Annotated in this window: 14 protein-coding genes and 1 pseudogene; 2 read left to right on the top strand and 13 right to left on the bottom strand. The window is 48.5% G+C overall.

What is annotated here, in order from left to right:
* On the bottom strand, nucleotides 1-250 hold a 250-nt coding region (locus HMPREF1222_RS04080), incomplete at its 3' end, for a hypothetical protein (protein WP_016518331.1).
* Nucleotides 251-388: 138 nt separating this feature from the next.
* Nucleotides 389-1,177: an Rpn family recombination-promoting nuclease/putative transposase gene (locus HMPREF1222_RS04075; protein WP_016518330.1), complete on the bottom strand. Its 789-nt coding sequence runs from the start codon at nucleotides 1,175-1,177 to the stop codon at nucleotides 389-391.
* Nucleotides 1,178-1,471: 294 nt separating this feature from the next.
* Between HMPREF1222_RS04075 and HMPREF1222_RS04070 the strand changes: the two genes are divergently transcribed.
* Nucleotides 1,472-1,939, top strand: coding sequence for a hypothetical protein (locus tag HMPREF1222_RS04070; protein ID WP_016518329.1), 468 nt, complete (start codon nucleotides 1,472-1,474; stop codon nucleotides 1,937-1,939).
* 435 nt (nucleotides 1,940-2,374) lie between these two features.
* Here the strand turns inward: HMPREF1222_RS04070 and HMPREF1222_RS04065 are convergent, their stop codons facing one another.
* The 11 genes and pseudogenes from HMPREF1222_RS04065 to loaP form a co-directional block, all read right to left on the bottom strand.
* On the bottom strand, nucleotides 2,375-2,992 hold the full coding sequence (locus HMPREF1222_RS04065; RefSeq protein WP_280452043.1) for an Rpn family recombination-promoting nuclease/putative transposase: 618 nt from the start codon (nucleotides 2,990-2,992) through the stop codon (nucleotides 2,375-2,377).
* 262 nt (nucleotides 2,993-3,254) lie between these two features.
* Nucleotides 3,255-3,497, bottom strand: a pseudogene (locus tag HMPREF1222_RS04060) (PD-(D/E)XK nuclease family transposase); the annotation flags it as partial.
* 91 nt (nucleotides 3,498-3,588) lie between these two features.
* The gene (ruvA, locus tag HMPREF1222_RS04055) at nucleotides 3,589-4,197 is read right to left on the bottom strand and encodes a Holliday junction branch migration protein RuvA (RefSeq protein ID WP_006187515.1); all 609 of its coding nucleotides are present in this window, start codon (nucleotides 4,195-4,197) and stop codon (nucleotides 3,589-3,591) included.
* Between the two features lie 53 nt (nucleotides 4,198-4,250).
* Complete coding sequence (locus HMPREF1222_RS04050) at nucleotides 4,251-4,937, bottom strand: IMPACT family protein (RefSeq protein WP_016518326.1); 687 nt, start codon at nucleotides 4,935-4,937, stop codon at nucleotides 4,251-4,253.
* Nucleotides 4,931-5,845 carry a bifunctional 5,10-methylenetetrahydrofolate dehydrogenase/5,10-methenyltetrahydrofolate cyclohydrolase gene (locus HMPREF1222_RS04045; RefSeq protein WP_016518325.1) on the bottom strand — a complete coding sequence of 305 codons (915 nt, stop codon included), beginning with the start codon at nucleotides 5,843-5,845 and terminating at the stop codon, nucleotides 4,931-4,933. The genes HMPREF1222_RS04050 and HMPREF1222_RS04045 overlap by 7 nt, the downstream gene beginning before the upstream one ends.
* A gap of 26 nt (nucleotides 5,846-5,871) precedes the next feature.
* Entirely contained in the window at nucleotides 5,872-6,720 is an 849-nt protein-coding gene (locus HMPREF1222_RS04040; RefSeq protein ID WP_016518324.1) for an FAD binding domain-containing protein, read from the bottom strand.
* Nucleotides 6,710-7,189 (bottom strand): (2Fe-2S)-binding protein, encoded by a 480-nt coding sequence (locus HMPREF1222_RS04035; RefSeq protein WP_016518323.1) that lies wholly within the window; start codon nucleotides 7,187-7,189, stop codon nucleotides 6,710-6,712. Before HMPREF1222_RS04035 ends, HMPREF1222_RS04040 begins: the two co-directional genes overlap by 11 nt.
* Before the next feature lies 1 nt (nucleotide 7,190).
* Complete coding sequence (locus HMPREF1222_RS04030) at nucleotides 7,191-9,236, bottom strand: molybdopterin cofactor-binding domain-containing protein (RefSeq protein WP_016518322.1); 2,046 nt, start codon at nucleotides 9,234-9,236, stop codon at nucleotides 7,191-7,193.
* A gap of 12 nt (nucleotides 9,237-9,248) precedes the next feature.
* Nucleotides 9,249-10,457, bottom strand: a complete 1,209-nt coding sequence (locus tag HMPREF1222_RS04025) for a DegT/DnrJ/EryC1/StrS aminotransferase family protein (protein WP_196799917.1) — start codon at nucleotides 10,455-10,457, stop codon at nucleotides 9,249-9,251.
* Nucleotides 10,427-11,926 (bottom strand): polysaccharide biosynthesis protein, encoded by a 1,500-nt coding sequence (locus tag HMPREF1222_RS04020; protein WP_016518320.1) that lies wholly within the window; start codon nucleotides 11,924-11,926, stop codon nucleotides 10,427-10,429. The genes HMPREF1222_RS04025 and HMPREF1222_RS04020 overlap by 31 nt, the downstream gene beginning before the upstream one ends.
* Entirely contained in the window at nucleotides 11,910-12,470 is a 561-nt protein-coding gene (loaP, locus tag HMPREF1222_RS04015) for an antiterminator LoaP (RefSeq protein WP_016518319.1), read from the bottom strand. Before loaP ends, HMPREF1222_RS04020 begins: the two co-directional genes overlap by 17 nt.
* Nucleotides 12,471-12,665: 195 nt before the next feature.
* Between loaP and HMPREF1222_RS04010 the strand changes: the two genes are divergently transcribed.
* Complete coding sequence (locus HMPREF1222_RS04010; protein ID WP_016518318.1) at nucleotides 12,666-14,486, top strand: phosphoenolpyruvate carboxykinase (GTP); 1,821 nt, start codon at nucleotides 12,666-12,668, stop codon at nucleotides 14,484-14,486.
* The last annotated feature ends 131 nt before the right edge of the window (nucleotides 14,487-14,617 follow it).

The raw sequence follows: 14,617 nt of genomic DNA, 5'->3' as shown, positions 1-14,617 counted from the left end.
GGATGTACATTCTTGAGCGAGGGTGTTCAGCAAGAACGATAATCTTATTGTCTACAAGGCAGGAAACATCGTTGCCAATATTCATGTACATGACATTATCAAGCTTTATGTTTTCTACAGGACAGGAAAGCTGAAGGTTTGTTCCGTGTAAAGCATTATACAGCGATAAGAAGTTTCCTTTTGCCTTTTCATCTTCACTAAATAGGTCAACAAATACCGAGTCTTTATATTTTCTGTTTGCAGTAGACATAGCGATTCCCTCTCACTGACTGCATTATAGCATAGAGTATAGATTTTTGAAATGGATTGTTCTATGTCTTTGTGCACTTCGCGGCTTAGCAGTTAGATTTCGGGAAGAAAGAAGCGATTATTAATGGGCAATTACACATTACCCATTACCAATTGATTCGACCTCTTCTTGGGTAAGACCGGTTGCTTGCGCTATCTTTTGTACGGAATCGCCTAATTGTTTTAAGATACGTGCTGTTTCGAGCGCTTTTTGACGGGAACCGCGGGCTTCGCCTTCATCAAAGGCATCCATCAATACTGCCGGTAATATGTGGTATTCTTTCCGCAGCTGTTCGTTGCGTTTTACTGTTTGTATCATTTGCTCTATCCTCCCTGTATATGCTGTCGTTACTTTGCCGGTTTTTACATACTGTAAAAAGCCTTGTAATTCCTTATTATCTGCGGTTCTAAACGAGTTCGCATTTAGTATAATCTTTTTGGTTCCATCTTGTAAGGGGAGCCTTTTATCCTCAATACAGATATTTTCAAACGTGTAGACTGCTCTGTTACTGCCGATAGGGTCAAATAGACAAATAAAGATGATATAACTTTCGTTGAGCGCTTTATAGGAATAGCCTTTATCTAAAAAGGCGACATCCAGCACAGCCTGATAATACCGCATCCGTTTCGGTATGTTATACTCATTTCCAACTTGCATTTCAATATCGTAGGATGTGCCGGCTTTGTCTTTTACTAATACATCCAGTCGGACGGTTTTGGCTCCGGAATTAGCGGTAACGGTATTTTGGGACGATAGATACGTGATTTTCTCGATTTTAGCATTAAAAAGCATCTCAAGAAATTCTTTACAGATAGGTTCATACTCCATAACCTTACAGAACATGAAATCATCTGCAATGGTGAGGTCTTCAAAAGGTTTTTGTGTCATTCACTCCTCCTACAATCCTTATATGACTTTTAGATGTTTTTGGCTTGAAAAATGAGGATAATTCATCATTTTTAATTAAAAATTACTAAATGGAAATACGGACTCCGATGATGCAGTTGCAGTGGAACCAGCCTCTGCTTTCAACAACAATACCAATCCGCGTCAGGAGCAAAGCTAAGAGGAGTGATACCATCTCTCTTCTTTGTCCAATAAGTTCTAAGTTTTCCCTTGACACCTCGAGGGGGGGGGGGGGGGGTACAATGGAAGACAACTTTTATTCAAGGAGGCTTTCTTATGAAAAGCACGAAAATGGTAGTTGTCTTTCTTTTTGCTGTCTTAGCCGCAGCATCGGTTATGGGCTGTAAGCATGCTATGACACAAGAGGAATATCTTGCTGCAAATAAGCAGATGGGTGCGCGAGTAAAAACCCCTGCAGAACGGGAAACAGCGGTAAAAAATGCAGAATGGAATTATTTTTACAAGGATTTTGCAAAGAGATATGACTTGCAGCGGACAGATGTGTCGAAAGAGAAAATTAAACTCTTTGTCGAGGAATGGAATAAAGATAATGAAGCTAATGCTAAAAAAACAGGAAAATTTGATCCCGAACCCGAAGCATACGGTAAAATAACTTATACCGGCAGCGGTGAAAAACAAGAGGACTATGTTCTGTTGACTTCAAAGCAGGCAGTAAAAGATAAGTTTTCTTACAAGTTTGACATCACCATCGTTGGTGACCCACAGAACTATTCATTTCAGTAGTCATCCAAGCCCTTTTGATTGAACCTGTTTCAAGGTGTAGAGAATAAACGCACGAAAGAGCAGTTAACCGATAAGTTTCGGATTAGCTAGAAAGCTCTTTCAGCGATCCTGTCAACAGAGGACTGACATTGCCGAACTGTGTATCGGTTTTGGCAATGCCCGTTCTTTAATTCTTACTCACGGCCATAGATATTACAAATAAAGCTCTTCAAAACGAAAAAGAAGAAATATTGAAAAAATTGGATTCTTTATAGAATTTGCCTAACGATCTTTGGAGTGCCGATTATTGTACCCGCATAGGGTGGTGGACTTAAGTTCAAAAAGGTGAACTGCGGCTTTGATACGGCCGGCCGTCCGATACTCGGCTGCCTTGGTGATAATATCGAGTTCGGCAAAGGGGAAAATAATGCATAATTCATAATTCTTAATTATGAATTATTTTATCGCTTCCACCTCTGCTTGGGAGAGACCGGTTGCCTGTGCTATCTTTTGTACGGAATCGCCTAATTGTTTTAAAATGCGTGCCGTTTCGAGTGCTTTTTGACGGGAACCCTCTGAGCGTCCACGGGCTTCTCCTTCGGCGAGGCCATATTCGATTCCTGCTTTGAACTGCACTTCAGAAATGGTTGCTATGTCGCTTTTCAGCTTCATTCTTGATTCATACAGCTTCCGTTCTTCAGGATTCAAGCTGAGAACATCGATTTTCTCATTCAGCATTTGTAATATCGGTGAAGTTGTCGCTAACATGGCTCTCTCCTCCTTATCGTCCGTTTCTATAAACCGCAACCAGTTTAACAGTTTTTCCTGCTTTTTGGTAGTGATAGCTTGCCGTATCTTAGTCCCTTTTACTGCCGCCAAGTTCAGAAAGTGGATTTCTAATAAATCAGTGAGCTGTTGATAAGTTTGTTGTTCCAGTATGCGATAGGCAGAGTGCACCTCACTATTGAGCTTAAATCCTTGGGAGATCAAATTGATGGCGATGCATCTTGTAAGACTGGTATACGGTTCACCTTCTTTGAAGCCTTCAATGTACATTTTAGCCCAATAGAACAAGTTAGGGGGTATTTTCTTTTTTTCCGATAAAAAGAAAATACCCCCTATAACCCCCAAAAGAAAAACTACGGCTTAGGGTTCTACCCTAAGAACCCGCCTTTGTTCCAAAGCTTATTCTAAAATAAAAGCTGAGCAGGTATGCTTTTTACGCAACTCCGTTTCAGAAGCGGCACGGATGCCGCTGGTTTCAAGCAGCAGCGACGTTTTGCCGAATGGCAAAACTCGTGTTTACCGATAGACATGGACGTCTATCGGTAAACGAAATTTCAATATCGATTGTTGTGCCGTCTTTTAGGCGAAGCTTAACATCGAGAATGCCGGTCTTATCGGTTATCTCATCTTTACTAAGTTCTTTGTCCAGTAATTCAAGGTCGGTAATCATACCGGCGGGCATGTCCAGTACGCATTCAAGAAAGTCCTGCAAGCAGGCTTTGTTTTCTTCCGAGCCGAGCAGAAGCTTGAATAAATAATCGTTTTTAAGGGTTAAGGTATAGGTGTTTTCCATTTTGAGCCTCCATACCCTTTATATATAGCACGGATGCAAAAATGGCTTGAAAAATGGAGAAAATTCATAATTAAGAATGCATAATTATGAATTATGTTGAGCTTAAATTGACAATGGCAGTGCGGAATAGTTCTTCTTCTTTTGCAGTAGGATCGATGCCTTGCGTTCGCATCGATTGTGCAGCCGCGTCAACCGTTTCGGCAGCACGCTTTCGGTCATACCCCATGTCGATGAGGGCGATGATAATATCTTCAAATTCCGATTTTTTTGCCGTTTCCGCTCGGCCGCTATCCTGCAGTCCCGTCAGCTGCCCCTTCAAGGCAAGTACCATCTTCTGTGCCGTTTTCTTCCCTATTCCGGGAATGCTTTGCAGCCGGGCAACGTCTCCCGCCTCAAGGGCTGCTTCAAGCGCAGCGCTGTCAAGGCCGGAAAGAATCTTCAGTGCTTGTTTCGGACCGATTCCTTCAACCTTCGTTAAATCCAAAAAAAGGCTCCGCTCCGCAGGCGTTAAAAAACCGAACAGCCGCATCTGATCTTCCCGGTGATAGAGCCATGTATAGACCCGCACCGTACTGCCTGCGGCTCCGAAACGGTCTGCGCTCAGAGTAGACACAAAAATTTCCCATTCAATGCCGTGCGTTTCTATGTAAACGGATTCTGCCGTTTTACCGGTTAGTGTCCCGCTGATGCTGTTAAACATTGTTTTCTCCTAATCAACAAACAAAATCTGCCCCTTGTTTTTGGAGCCGGTTCCTATTCCGAGAAGTGTACCGAAGAAGCTCCCTTGGTAATTTCCGTAACCAGTTGTGCAAAGTCATCACGGTATGCAAGCGGGATCGAGCCGCTCAGCCGGACGGTTTGCGCAAATTCCGTATGTGCAAAGGTTACCGGCAGGGAAGCGGCGGCGCGGAGCAGCGGGTTGTGATCTTCATAGCTGCATTCGCAGGTAAACTCCGCTTTTTGAATGAGCGGCTCCGTGTGTACTTGAGTGAGTGCTTCTTTTGCCGTAGCAGAATACGCCTTTACCAAACCGCCTGTTCCCAAAAGAGTGCCGCCGAACCAGCGGGTAACCGTTACCAAGATATCGGTAATGCCGCTTCCTTTTAGGACAGCAAGTACCGGCTGTCCTGCAGTCCCTGCCGGTTCTCCGTCGTCGCTGCATCCGAGCACCGCGCCGGTTTCTCCGATGACAAAAGCATGCACTACATGCCGGGCATCGCGGTACCCTGTCTTTTGCCGTTTTACAATCTCTTTTGCGGTTTGCGCATTATCCGTGTAAAACACCTCGGCGCGGAACACCGATTTTTTTACGGTAAGCTCCGCCGACGCTTCCGGCAAAAGTATTGCCTCCTCATTATCGCCCGTTAGCATGTCAGGCGATGAGGAGCCGGAACCTGCCTGTAAATCGGGTTGCTTTGCGGTGCGCTTGAGTACTAGCATCCGTCCGTTTCCGTATCGGCTCCGATTTCCGGCTCCGGCAAACAGCCGTGCCGAAGTTGTGCGGCGCGGAGCGTATTCCGCAAGACCATCGCTACGGTTAAAGGTCCGACCCCGCCGGGCACCGGTGTAATCCAGCCGGCCTGTTCGGCAGCGCTTTCAAAATCAACGTCGCCGGTAAGCCTACTGCCCTTGGGTGCGGACGGGTCGGGAATGCGGTTTATCCCCACGTCGATAACTGCGGCGCCCTTTTTTATCATGCTGCCGGTAATGAGACCGGGGTGCCCCGCAGCCGCAATCAAAATATCCGCCTGCCGCGTGATTGCTGCAAGGTCTTTTGTTTTACTGTGGCACAGCGTAACCGTTGCATCCGCGGCAGTGAGTAAGGCGGTGAGGGGTTTCCCGACAATGGCAGACCGCCCTACAATAACCGCATGAGCGCCGCTAAGCGGTATGCCGTATTCCCGCAGCGCATACAGAATTCCCTGCGGCGTGCAGGGAATAAACCCCGGCCTGCCGGTAAGCAATCGTCCTAAATTTTCAGGTGTAAATCCGTCAATGTCTTTGTGAGGGGCAAGCGGCGCAAGAATCCGCCGGCTGTCCAGCGGGTAGGGGAGAGGCAGCTGAATCAAAATGCCGTCAACCGTATCGTCGGCATTCAGCATTTGCACACACGCCGCCAATTCCTGTTCGCTGATAGTTTCCGGGTACGGAATAATTCTGCTCCGCATTCCCGCTTTTTCAAGCGCATTTATTTTAGTTTTAATATATACTTGCGAGGCGGGATCTGTCCCCGATGATACAATCGCAAGACATGGCTGCGGATGCCGTGTACAATATGCCGCATTTTCCCGTGTTACCGCTTGAGTTAATTGTTCGGCAAGCTTTTTGCCGTCTATAATCTGTGCCATATATACATCCGTTTTTTCCGCTACGTTTAATTGGTCAGTAAGTATATGCTCTCTTCAATTAAATTCAAAAAGCACGCCTTTTGGAATTCCGAGATCTCCGCAGCGGAAAAGGTATCGTTGAAAATATCTTCGGTTTCCTTCATTAATGCGCCTACGCTGCGCCGGTCGATGGGCAGTCCTTTTCCGGTTAAAAGGTTTTCAAACTCTTTACTCTTTATAAGCTGTTTGCTGCCGAACAACAGTTTGATATCGGAAAGCAAATTTTTCTGCGCACGGGCAAGAAACACAAACGAGGAGGTATCGGCGGTAATGTGCCCGATCGGTCCGAGCCGTTTGTAATATGAGATAGTCCATTCTTCAAACGGAACGCGTACGCGGAGAATAATGTGCGGAGTATGGCGCAGGACATTGCTGCTTTCGTCGCAATACTGAATCAGCGGCATCCAAAACGTTTCTTTCCGTGTCCGTATTTCAATCTTTGAATCCAACGCAAGGAGCGGGATAAGACAGGAGTTTTGCATCGGTGCTTGGGCGATATTTCCGCCGATGGTCGCAAGGGAGCGGACTCCCGGATTTGCCGCAAGCGAAATGGCCTGATACAGAATCGCCGGTACGTTTTTTTCTCCCAGCTCTAAAATTGTATTAAGGGTTGCAGCCGCACCGAAATCGATGAAGCGTTCCCGTTTTGCGATGGTTTCAAGTTCGGGGATGTTTTTTAGGAGCAAAATCGATTCCGGTAATATAAAACGGTCGGTACGGCAATCCTTGAGTAATCCGGTAGTACCGGCAAGCGGGGTGATGTCGGTGTGGTTTTGCAGCAGCGTGTAGAGCTCCGCCATGCTTTTTGCGGTATTGACGGTGTAGTTATTTTTCATGCCGCTTGCTCCTCTTTGACCGGCATACCTGCTTTAACGCTGCGGTGATCGAAACGATGTCGGTACACCGGCACATAATGCCGATATAGGCGTCCCGTATTTGCTCGTCGGTGGGGTTCCAGTGTTTTTGTACGATACTGTGAGCGGTTAAAATCGTACCTGCGGAACAAAAGCCGCACAGTGTGATGCCTTCTTTGTCGAATGCGGCGATAATGTCATTGTACTCCGGTGTCGCACTAAAGGCTTCGAGTGTGATAATGCTTTTTCCCGCTACGGCAAAGATGGGGAGCCTGCAGGACGGTACCGGATGATCGTTTAACAACACCGTGCATGACCCGCAGGTGCCCTGCATACAGCTCTTCCGTACGCTGAGCAATCCGAAGTCCCTCCTCAGCACATCCGCCAGCCGCTCGTCGGCATCTGCTTCAATCTCTACCGCCACGTTATTCAGATGAAATCGTATCTTCATATTATTTTTTCCCCGTCAAAGCTTTAAATAAATGTTCCGTGCGGATGGGCAGCGTATCTATCCGCGCAGGGACACGCAGCAGGATTTGGTTCAACGCCGCGAGGTATGCCGCAGGCAGTATATTCAGTGCGCATGAATCAAAGCCGCTCATCGATTTTCCCCGTTCGAGAACATCCACGGAAAGAGGAGGCATTTCATTCGGGAGAATAGTCCGGTATTCCGAATAGGGAAGGGGACTTTCGCCGGTTTCGAGCGAAGGCAAAGCTTCTTTAGCGGTACGCGATAATGCCGCCGCAATATTTTTACGCAGAGCATTGAGAATCTGCTTTTTTTCGTAGTTTTTTCCGGGACGGCAAGCAAACCATATCTTCCGGATCCGTATGTCATAACAAACCGTATCCATTTCAAGTTCGATAATGCAGGCTGCGGGCGTCTGCGAAACAAACAAAACGCCGGTTTCATTCGTCTCATTTTCTGACTGCTGAACATCGCTCTGCGGGGCACCGGCGCCCCGTGAAATACTGATCGGCAGCGGATTGCGGAAGCGCTGCTCCTGCAAATCGGTAAGGCATTGCTCGATTAGGGGGAGAATAATCCCGTCGGTATTTCCGGCAGTTGCCGGCCCGGAAACGTTCATATCGGCCGTCGTAAGGCCGGCAAAAGTAATATCGGTTTCGGCAATTTCCAGCCTTTTTGCAGCCAGTTTCCGGATAAGTTTCTTTACATCTTCCTCTGCCGGCTCCGCCTTGATTAAAAGCTTGTTATGAATATCCAGCGTCAGTTCCGCCGAATACGTAAAGTCCGCAGCGCATCCGCCGTATTGGAAGCCTGCCGCCAAACCGATGCCCCGCCAGCGGCCGTCGCGCTTGTCTCTTTTGCCCCGGTTAAAAACGCGATACGCGGCGTGTTTGCAGGTAAAATCGCTTTTTGCGGTTAGGAGTTCAAAGAGGCTTGAAAAAACGGCGCCGTAATTTTCCGGCATATTTTTTACGCGCCATTCCGCCGGAGAAAGATTGTATTCCTGAATAATCTTATTGATGTGGTTTTCCAGCGCGTTTGAGGCGTAATAGTCGCCCCATCCCTCGAAAATATCGATGAGCCCTTCCGCCGTGTTTGACGCCCGTGCTTCTATCCGGTAGTTCGGTACGCTGTACGGCCCTAATGCGGCGGCGGTTATTTGTTTGAGTATTTTGTCGATCAGCGGGCAGCAGGCGCCGGCATTGACAATAATCGAAATCTGCATTGCGGCAATCGTCCCGGTGCCGGATAGCGCCGATTTGTGTTCGATAATCATCTCCGGCGTTTTAGGCGCTGCCGCCCTGCTTTCTTCCGCCGATAGATTGAGCGAAACGGTTTTCCGCTGCAAAACCGCCGCAACGGCGCACTGGCAGGCAAGGAGAGACGGATACCATAAAAGCTCGTTGAACGTTTCGCCGGTTTGGGTCGGGTGCACGATGATAGCTTCTTCCGCAAGTCCTGTTGCCTTCGCAACCGCCGCACGGACATGAAACGGCCATTGGGTCGGCACATAAACGTCAAGTCCGTCTTCGCGGAACACCGTAAGAGCGGCAAAGGGCTCCGATCGTGCTGCATACTGCGAACCTATTTTAATCGACGAGAAAACGGTAGAGTCGGCGGTTTCAAAGATTGAATCGATGTCGCCGGCAGTGCGTACTTCCCGTGCAATGATAGGATAGTCGAACAGTGTGTGCGGCCGTCCCGCTTCAAAGCTGTCTTCGGGGATAGGCTCCAGTTCTATGCCGATCTCTTTTCGCAGCGATTCGAGCGTTGCCGCATTATCGCCGGCAAGAATGCCGACGGCTTGTTCTTTATAGTCTATCTCTCCGTCCGCAAAAATAGGGAGCGGATGTTCGAATACTTCCACGGTTTTGTGAGCGGGAAGCTGTGCGGCTCCGTAAAAAGCGTATCCTTCGGGTAAGGGCGGCAGATGTACGGCGGAAATAATCCCCGATGATACGGGGGCGCGGACAATCACCGCATACTGCTGCCCGTCAAAGGTAAGATCGGACACAAATTGTTCTATCATATCAAAAACTTCCTATCTACGGAACTTTTTTGCGGTATCGATTACCGTATCGATGACGTACTGTACATCCTCGTCCGTCATATCCGGCCAGAACGGCAGGCTGATGCTCTGCGCATAGTGTTCTGCCGCATTGGGAAAGTCTTGGGCACGCAGACCGTATCGTTTTTTGAGGAAGGTCATTTCAAAGTGGGGGATAAAGTGAACCGAAATACCGAGTCCCCGTTCCTGCAGCGCACGGGCAAAGTCGTCTCTATTGACGGAAAGCAGCTCCGGTACAATGCGGAGAATATAGAGGTGCCACGCATTGCCTTCTCCGTCCGGCGGAACCTTAAAAAAATCGAATTGTTCAAAGGCGCGGGTAAAGCGTTCTGCTATGAGCTTCCGCTTACGGTAAAAATCTTCCGCTTTTTGCAGCTGAACTCTGCCGATCGCCGATAAAATGTCCGGCAGATTGCATTTATACCCTTCCGCAACGACATCGTATTGCCAGCTGGCATGTTTGTCGGTGTACCTGTCCCATATCGTACGGTTGATTCCGTGGGAGCGCATCAGCTTAATGCGTTCCGCCGCTTCGGGACTGCGGACGCAAATCATACCGCCTTCTCCGGTGGTGATGGTTTTGGTTGCGTAAAAAGAAAACACGCCCGCATCGCCGAGTGTTCCTCCGTAACCGTCCGCCGTTTTTGAAGGAAAGGCGTGTGCCGCATCTTCGATAACCGCAACGTTATATTTTTTTGCAAGGCTGTTAATCGCCTTCATATCGCAGAGATTTCCGGCAATGTGAATGGGTACAACCGCTTTGATGCTCTTATCCTGTTTAAGCTTATCTTCGATTTTTTCGGGATCGATACTGTAGGAATCCGCTGCGATATCCGCATAGACCGCTTCTCCGCCGAGGTGTAAGGCGCTTGTCGCCGTCGATACAAAGGTGTACGGACTTGTAAGTATTTTAGTACCTTCTCCAATTCCGAAAGCTTCCATCGCGAGCATCAATCCGTTTGACGCGGAGTTGACCGCAAGCGCGTATGGGCTGTGTACCGTATCGGCGAACTCTTGTTCAAATGCGAGCGTTTCCTTGCCGGTAGTCAGCCAGCCTGAATGCAGCACACGGATCGCCGCTTCTTCTTCCCTGCGGTCGAACGAGGGTCTAAAAAAAGGTATCTCCCGTATGTTTTTTTGTTCCGTTATATTCACGATTGTGCCTCCCTGAATGATGTACATGCGTCACAGAGTATGCGCGTCAGATACTCTTTGTTCCGATAGAGCGCCGGATTGTCCGAAGAACAGCACACAGGCTGCAGTGCGGCAAGCAGTGTGCGGAGCGTGCCGCTGCTGTATTCTTCGCGGTTTTGCAGGCGGAGAATTTTAGGATAATCGGTCTGCTCGGTGTATTCCGTTTTGGAGGTGAGCGGTTCTTCCAGCCGCTCTCCCGGGCGCACCCCGATAATTTCTATCGGTATATCCTTCTCAGGCTCGTATCCCATGTAGCGTATCAGCTGACGGGCGGTTTCCAGAATGTTCACCGGCTCGCCCATGTCCAGTAAGTATGACTGTCCGTTAATGCCTACGCCGCCCGTCTGCAGTACCAGCGAACAGGCTTCCGGTATGGTCATAAAAAAGCGCATCATATCGGGGGAGGTTACCGTTACGGGGCCTCCCTTTTTTACCTGCTCGACAAAGAGCGGAAAAATCGAGCCGCGCGAACCGAGCACGTTTCCGAACCGGACAAACATATAGGCATAGTCCGGACTGCCGTATTTTTCACTGACGCGCGCGGCGGCGTCAAGCACCATCTTTTCGTTGAGCATCTTCGAGACCCCATAAATCGATACGGGATTAACCGCCTTATCGGTCGAGATGAGTACGAAGCGCTTGACGCCGTTTTCGATACAGGCATCGAGCAGGTTCTTCGTGCCGAACACATTGTTTTCGATGACGGCGACGGGATTTGCTTCCATCAGCGGTACGTGCTTGTAGGCCGCCGTATGAAAGACCGCATCGCAGCGGAGCTTACCGATGATATAGCACATGTAATCGCGGTCTTTCAGCTCTCCCACGATGGGGACAATCGTCGCCTTATCGCCGACTCCTTCTTCCTGCAAGAGGCGCAGCTCTTTGTCAATCTGATAAATTGAATTTTCCCCGTGCCCGAATAGATAGAGCCGCTCGGCTCCTCCCGAAAGAAGCTGCCGCGCAAGCTCGCTGCCGATGGAACCTCCTGCGCCGGTAATCAACACCCGTTTCCCGCGCAGGTAAGCGAGGCTGCTTTTTAGGCTGATCTTTATCGGCGTTCGTCCGAGTAGGTCTTGCGGGTTTATCTCTCTGGCTTGTACGAGGTGCGCGCTATCGTCCACAATCTGAGAAATGCCCGGCAGCAGTTTTATGGTTGTAAAGCCTGCCTCTTTTACGATTGCATATATTTCGCGCAGGCGCTCCGCCTTTATGCTTGGAATGGCAATCAGCACCTCGTCCCGCGCCTCAACCCTGATAAGGCTTGCTACATCTTGAATCGGCCCAAGCACCGGAATATCTTCAATCTTAGTACCGATTTTCTGCGGATCGTCGTCAAGAAAGGCTGCGACACGGCCGAATACGCCCTTCCGTTTGATCTCATGGGCAATCATAGTACCCGCTAGCCCCGCTCCGATAATATACACGGTCGGCTGTACTTTATTAGTTGGAGCAGTCATCTCTCCCCTCCAATTTATATGAACCGACCGCAGCCGGCTCTATAACATCAAAAGCCAAATCGATGGGAAAGCTGTCGGTATACATATCGAGCAATACCTTAGCCCGCTGCTTTCTTCTATCAACTTTGATAATTTTTCCTTCAAGTCCTTTGAGCGCACCATCGATAACGCATATCCGCGAATTCGCATCAAAATATACTTTAGACGGAGCGGTAACTTCTCCGAACGATAGAAAATGGTGCAAAAGCGAGAGGTCGTTGTCAACAAGCGGCAGCGGATTTTGATTATTCGGCAAAAAATGATAAAAATTCGGCGTCTTACGGAGTTGCCAGCAGAGCGGAAGCGATAAGTCGTCGATTTCTAAAAAGATATAGCCGGGAAATACCGGCGCATCAACTTTTTGCCGTATACCTTTCTTTTTGATATAAAGTACGCGGCGAGGAAAATAGGCTTGTATTTCATGATTTTCTTCATTTAATTTCCGTATTTTTTTTAACAGCTCCGGTTCTTTGCCCGTCTTTACCTGCACTGCGTAATAATCCATACAAGCTTGAGTATACCATAGAAAGAAAAAAAACTCCACCGACAATTCTAATTATGAATTCATAATTAAGAATTATGAATTATGGAAACTTGTGGTAATAAAAAAAGAAAAATCTTGCAGAAACACGATCTTTCGATTATCATTTATATTATAAACTCTGTATAAGCGAACGTGTTAAATAATTGGAGGAAAACGATGACAATAGATACGCTCAAACATGCAAAAGCTCGTAAATGGGTTGATGAAGTGGCAGCGCTGTGTACGCCGGATACCATATATGTTTGCGACGGGTCAGCGGCCGAATATGACCGGCTGATGAAAAAACTGGTCGATGTAAAACTGGCAACTCCCCTAAAAAAACGGAAAAACAGCTTTTTATTCCGCTCGGATCCTTCCGATGTCGCCCGTGTAGAAAGCAGAACGTTTATTGCGTCCAAAAAAGAAGAAGATGCCGGCCCTACAAACCATTGGACAGACCCTGTTGAGCTTAAACAGACGATGAGTGCCCTATATAAGGGCTGTATGAAGGGGCGCACCCTCTATGTCATTCCCTTTTCGATGGGACCCGTAGGTTCCGATATTGCGAAAATCGGTATTGAAATTACCGACTCCGAGTACGTTGTCTGTAATATGAACATTATGACCCGTGTCGGTACAAAGGTGCTCGATGCGCTCGGCTCCGACGGAGCTTTTGTTCCTTGTCTGCACTCGGTCGGGAAACCGCTTGAGCCGGGAAAGACCGATAACGGCGTATGGCCGTGCGCTCCGCTGGAGCATAAATATATTTCTCATTTCCCGGAAGAACGGCTGGTATGGTCGTACGGCTCCGGTTACGGCGGAAATGCCTTGCTGGGTAAAAAGTGCTTTGCGCTGCGTATCGCTTCCGTGCTTGCGCGGGATGAAGGCTGGCTGGCCGAGCACATGCTCATATTAAAAATCACCAATCCTGAGGGGAAATCCAAGTATATTACCGGAGCCTTCCCCTCAGCCTGCGGTAAAACGAACCTCGCGATGCTTATCCCTACCATCCCCGGATGGAAGGTTGAAACCGTTGGGGACGACATCGCATGGATGAAGTTCGGCAAGGACGGCCGCCTCTATGCCATTAACCCTGAAGCGGGCTTTTTCGGCGTAGCGCCGGGTACTTCCGAACAATCCAACAAGAATGCGATGGAATCCATAAAAGAAAACACCATCTTTACCAACTGTGCCTTAACGGAAGACGGCGATATATGGTGGGAACAGATCGGTTACCCTGCGAAGGGCAAACTGGTAGACTGGAAGGGTAATACCCGCGATGCGCTGCCGACGGATAAAAGCCCGAAAGGCGAAGAATTTGCACATCCGAATGCCCGCTTTACCGCACCTGCCAAACAGTGCCCTGCTATCGCGGATGAATGGGAAGACCCCAAAGGAGTGCCTATTTCCGCATTCTTATTCGGCGGCCGCCGTCCCAGCACCATCCCGCTGGTACACCAATCCCGCGATTGGAACCACGGCGTGTTCCTCGGCTCTATCGTCGGTTCTGAAATTACCGCTGCAGCGCTCGATTTAAAAGTCGGCAGCATCCGCCGCGACCCGTTCGCCATGCTTCCCTTCTGCGGCTACAACATGGGAGACTACTTCCGGCACTGGATCAACATCGGTAAAAAATCGACGGCGGACAAACTGCCCAAGATTTTCTATGTCAACTGGTTCCGCAAAGACTCGAACGGTAACTTTATCTGGCCCGGCTACGGGGAAAACAGCCGCGTACTCGCATGGATATTCGACCGCTGCGACGGTAAGGATAATGCCGTAGAAACCGCTATCGGCTGGATGCCTAAAGAGGGTGCAATCAATACCGAAGGACTCAAAGTGTCGAAAGAACAAATGAAGGAAATCCTCTCGGTAGACACCGAAGGCTGGAAGAAGGAAATTGCGGATATCCGTGAGAATCACTATCCCAAATTCGGCAACAAGCTGCCCAAAGAACTTACCGAAGCCTTAGATACGCTGGAAAAACGCCTCGGCTAACGTATCGGGGAATGATGCTTTGAAGGCTGTTCAAAAACTGAAAGCCTATCGGCTTTTTCCGTAAGGATATGATTTATCATATCCGTTAAAGCGGATTGAGTAACGGTTTTTGGACAGTTCTCTTAGATTTA

The sequence above is a fragment of the Treponema vincentii F0403 genome (assembly GCF_000412995.1).
In the GTDB taxonomy this organism is placed as follows: Bacteria; Spirochaetota; Spirochaetia; order Treponematales; family Treponemataceae; genus Treponema; species Treponema vincentii.
The sequence above is the reverse complement of the archived record's forward strand: the minus strand, read 5'-3'. Positions and strand labels throughout refer to the sequence as shown.

What these genes read in the sequence shown, in the direction of transcription:
- HMPREF1222_RS04075 (WP_016518330.1), bottom strand. Translation starts at nt 1,177, where the DNA reads ATGACACAAAAACCTTTTGAAGACCTCACCATTGCAGATGATTTCATG.
- HMPREF1222_RS04070 (WP_016518329.1), top strand. Translation starts at nt 1,472, where the DNA reads ATGAAAAGCACGAAAATGGTAGTTGTCTTTCTTTTTGCTGTCTTAGCC.
- ruvA (WP_006187515.1), bottom strand. Translation starts at nt 4,197, where the DNA reads ATGTTTAACAGCATCAGCGGGACACTAACCGGTAAAACGGCAGAATCC.
- HMPREF1222_RS04050 (WP_016518326.1), bottom strand. Translation starts at nt 4,937, where the DNA reads ATGCTAGTACTCAAGCGCACCGCAAAGCAACCCGATTTACAGGCAGGT.
- HMPREF1222_RS04045 (WP_016518325.1), bottom strand. Translation starts at nt 5,845, where the DNA reads ATGGCACAGATTATAGACGGCAAAAAGCTTGCCGAACAATTAACTCAA.
- HMPREF1222_RS04040 (WP_016518324.1), bottom strand. Translation starts at nt 6,720, where the DNA reads ATGAAAAATAACTACACCGTCAATACCGCAAAAAGCATGGCGGAGCTC.
- HMPREF1222_RS04035 (WP_016518323.1), bottom strand. Translation starts at nt 7,189, where the DNA reads ATGAAGATACGATTTCATCTGAATAACGTGGCGGTAGAGATTGAAGCA.
- HMPREF1222_RS04030 (WP_016518322.1), bottom strand. Translation starts at nt 9,236, where the DNA reads ATGATAGAACAATTTGTGTCCGATCTTACCTTTGACGGGCAGCAGTAT.
- HMPREF1222_RS04025 (WP_196799917.1), bottom strand. Translation starts at nt 10,457, where the DNA reads ATGTACATCATTCAGGGAGGCACAATCGTGAATATAACGGAACAAAAA.
- HMPREF1222_RS04020 (WP_016518320.1), bottom strand. Translation starts at nt 11,926, where the DNA reads ATGACTGCTCCAACTAATAAAGTACAGCCGACCGTGTATATTATCGGA.
- loaP (WP_016518319.1), bottom strand. Translation starts at nt 12,470, where the DNA reads ATGGATTATTACGCAGTGCAGGTAAAGACGGGCAAAGAACCGGAGCTG.
- HMPREF1222_RS04010 (WP_016518318.1), top strand. Translation starts at nt 12,666, where the DNA reads ATGACAATAGATACGCTCAAACATGCAAAAGCTCGTAAATGGGTTGAT.